The sequence below is a fragment of the Senegalia sp. (in: firmicutes) genome (assembly GCF_052088025.1).
Classification (GTDB): Bacteria; Bacillota; Clostridia; order Tissierellales; family SIT17; genus Anaeromonas.
This window is the reverse complement of the sequence record NZ_JBQCYD010000087.1, coordinates 1-3,598: the sequence shown is the minus strand read 5'-3', so window position 1 is coordinate 3,598 and position 3,598 is coordinate 1. Positions and strand designations below refer to the sequence as shown.

The 3,598-nt window shown below is 27.8% G+C and carries 3 protein-coding genes; 1 reads left to right on the top strand and 2 read right to left on the bottom strand.

Going from position 1 to position 3,598, the window contains the following annotated elements; genetic code table 11:
* Window positions 1–144 precede the first annotated feature (144 nt).
* Window positions 145–1,272, bottom strand: a complete 1,128-nt coding sequence (locus ACTHUW_RS12585; RefSeq protein WP_442213516.1) for a DNA cytosine methyltransferase — start codon at window positions 1,270–1,272, stop codon at window positions 145–147.
* 41 nt (window positions 1,273–1,313) lie between these two features.
* On the opposite strand from ACTHUW_RS12585, the gene ACTHUW_RS12580 reads away from it, so the two are divergent.
* Entirely contained in the window at window positions 1,314–2,366 is a 1,053-nt protein-coding gene (locus ACTHUW_RS12580) for a hypothetical protein (RefSeq protein WP_442213514.1), read from the top strand.
* Between the two features lie 452 nt (window positions 2,367–2,818).
* On the opposite strand, the gene ACTHUW_RS12575 is transcribed toward ACTHUW_RS12580, so the two are convergent.
* The coding region (locus ACTHUW_RS12575; protein WP_442213512.1) for a plasmid recombination protein at window positions 2,819–3,598 on the bottom strand (780 nt) is incomplete at its 5' end.

The following is a 3,598-nucleotide window of genomic DNA, read 5'->3' as shown; positions in this document are numbered from 1 at the left end:
TAGATATACAAAAATTAATAAAACATAACTCTTTATATTTTATTTAGGTAAGTCGTTCACAAAAACTTTGGTCGGTTTGGGGTGAGCGACTTCTTTTTATTTGTTTATTAATATAACACTATAAAATAACTTGGTCTAATAAGTTTAAACTAAGTTTTTTTCTTTATTTTTTTCAATGCAATTTAATTTATCCAAAGTATAAAACACAGCTCTAGCTATATTCCATGCCATAACTGGCGGAACTGCATTACCTATCATTTTATATGAGGAAGAAGCACTACTTATAAAATTAAAAGAATCTGGAAAAGATTGTAATCTAGCACATTCTCTTACACTTAACCTTCTCCAACCTAAAACATCATTTTCATCATCACCTATATAATTATAATGTCCTTCAATATTACCATGATGTTCTGCTCTAATAGTTGGAGCTGGTTTATTTGATAATATTCTATTATTTCCTTGCATTTTCTTACCTGGATAAAATTTAGCTTTAGAAAAATCCTTGTATGTGTGATTTGGAATCGAAGTTTTATCAATTAGATTCCATAAATCTTCAATACCATCTTTAGCAGTAAGCCATTTATTTTCATCAACATCCTTAAAATGTGTAGGACTTGGATAATATTGGGAATTTATATCTCCTAAATCTTTACGAATTCCTATTATAATAACTCTTCTACGAATTTGTGGAACTCCATAATCAGCAGCATTTAATACATGATACTGTACATCATACCCATTCTCTTCAAAATCTTCTAAAATAGTATCCAATGCCGATTGATCAACATTAGTACCTGAAATATCTTTTTTTGAATTTCTAATACCATCTACATTTTCTGCTATAAACATCTTAGGTTTACAACTATTTATAACTCTTATCATTTGTTTGTAAAGCTGTCCTCTTGGATCACTTAAACCGTTTCTCTTCCCAGAATAACTAAAAGTCTGACAAGGAAATCCACCTAAAACAATATCTACATTTTCAAAACTTAAATCCAAATCAGTTATACTTCCTCTTTCCACATTATGCTTGAAATTATATTCATATACATCTGCAGCTTGCTTAAAAATATCATTGGCAAAGATTATTTTGAAAGGGTTTTTAGAATATATGTTATCTAAAAATTCAAAACCTCCTACAAAGCCTAAATCCATACCTCCAACACCAGAAAACAAACTAAGAACATTAATAGGTTTAACATTCTTAGGTATTTCTACTTCATTAGCATTGATAAATTTTATATTTTTATCATAATAAGTATTAGTCATATATATCATCCTTAATAAATTAATTTAAACGAGGTGTCACATTGTCTTACTCAATAAATGAATTTCTATTATTGTTAAAAGAAAAAATAGAAAGTACAGAAATTGAAGAAAAGTATATAAAATCTACAAATAGTTATAATGGTTTTGAAAAATTATTTAGTGATTTAACAAAAGAAATAAATATAGAAAACATAAGTATTACAGAAAACTATGGCCATCATTTTCCAGATATAGATATATTAATAAATAATGTTAAATATGGAATAGAGCTTAAAAGCAGAACAGATGGTAGTTGGATAAATAACGGTGGTTCAGTTTTTGAAAGTGTTAGTAGTCAGGATTACAAAGAAATTTATCTATTATTTGGAACAATAAATAAAAAGAAAAAAGAAATAAATTATAAAGTTGCTTTCGCTCCATATTGGACTGTAACTGAAAATATTAAAGTAACTCATAAACCAAGATATTTTATAAATATGAATACAAAAAAAAGCATCTTCGAAAAAAAAGAAGACTACGACAAAATAAGAATAATGACAGAAACAGAAAAAAATAGTTATGTACAAAAAATATTAAAAGAAAATACAAATAAAGCGCAATGGTATATTACTGAAAGTGAAGAAATTTTACCAACCTTAATAAAAGACTTAGAAAAAAATAAAATTCATGAATTAATAGCAGAAATGCTAATTCTATTCCCTAACGACTTACTTAAAACAATAGGAAGTCAAGAAAAAGGAAAAAGTGACTATACTAGAATTACTAAATACTTAATATCTACTTATTTCTTTTATAGTCCTTCCACAAGAGATTTATTCAGTGCTGGAGGAAAATATACTTACAATAATATTGATTTCCCCAAAATAATACATCAATTTAAAAACCATGCTCCAAAAATAATTGATATATTAAAAAATCAAAGTTCTGACTTTAAAGAACTAGCCTATAAAAATTGGTTAGAAGAAAACATAAATCTAAATAATGAAAACATTATTGAAGATTATAAATACTTACTAAACCATTTAGGAAAAAAATACTTATCAAATACTCTAAAAAAAGCTAAAGAAGACAAAATCACAAATATTATCTTCTAAATATAAAATACCACCATTAAAAAGACGCGTCAATTACCGCGTCTTTTTAATGGTGGTATTAGTAACCCAATTAAGAAAAAATTAATATGAAAAATATAGCAGAGAAATTAGTAGAATTAGTAAAATCATAAAATATAAGAATAATAACTTATATTGCTTTATTCCAATTCCTCTATTTGTCGACGATTCTGCGCTCCTTAATAATCCTAAAGCTGTCCATCGGTCGATTTAATAGCTGACGCTATCCTCCCGCTGGCGCTTTAAGTCTAATTAAGGGCTCTCATCGACAAATAGATTTTCTCGGCATAAATGCGTGTTCTTTTGTTATAATACATATAGGGCTCCTTACTCATACTTCTTAATAAAGCATGAGACACTATATAAATAAGCTTAAAAAATTTTTAGAACTACTGTTATAGCTTTGCACAGGCTTATTAACAGTAGTTTTTTAGTTATCTACTGATACCTCTATTATGTTTTTGTTCTTTCTCTTGATGTTCTTCAGGATGTATTTGCTTATCTAATGTCCGAACCATTTTTATCATATCGCTATTTTCTCTAGTCACATCATTCATTAAATCCTTATATGTCTTTCTACCAAGAAATTGTTCTAGTTTCTCAAAAATTTCTTGAATAATTTTAACTAGTTTATCTGCTTTCTCAAGTTGTGACCGTCGTTCTTTAGCAACATCAGTTATTTTTGATAGACTCTCAAACGCACGCTCATTATCTTCTTTAAGCTTAATATTTTCGTTTCTAAGGTCATTTAGAGCTTTATCTGACTTAATATACTCATAATCATCTGAGATTGATTGTGCTGCTTCTATTTGCTTCTGAAAAGTATTGAAATCCTCTTTGCTTATAACAACATTTCCAGTTTCTTGTATTTCTTTGCTAAATAAACCACCTACTTTTTCAGTTTCTTGCTCATATGGAACATTTATAGGCTTTTTAAGCGTATTTAATGATTTTTGATACTCTTGCATCAACTTATCGTTATTTTGCTTTATATGGTCTGTTTTTTGGCTCTCACGTTCATATTCTTGCTTATGATATTCTGTCTTTTGTTTATATTGGCTCATTTGCTCATGTTTGGCATTTGTTACTTGTCTCGATTGTCCACGTTCTAAATCATATCCTCGTTGTTTAACATGCTCATTAAATCTATCTTGAAACTCTGTTAAAGCTTTTTTATTACCTACAACTTCTTTAGCACTTAAACGACCATCATC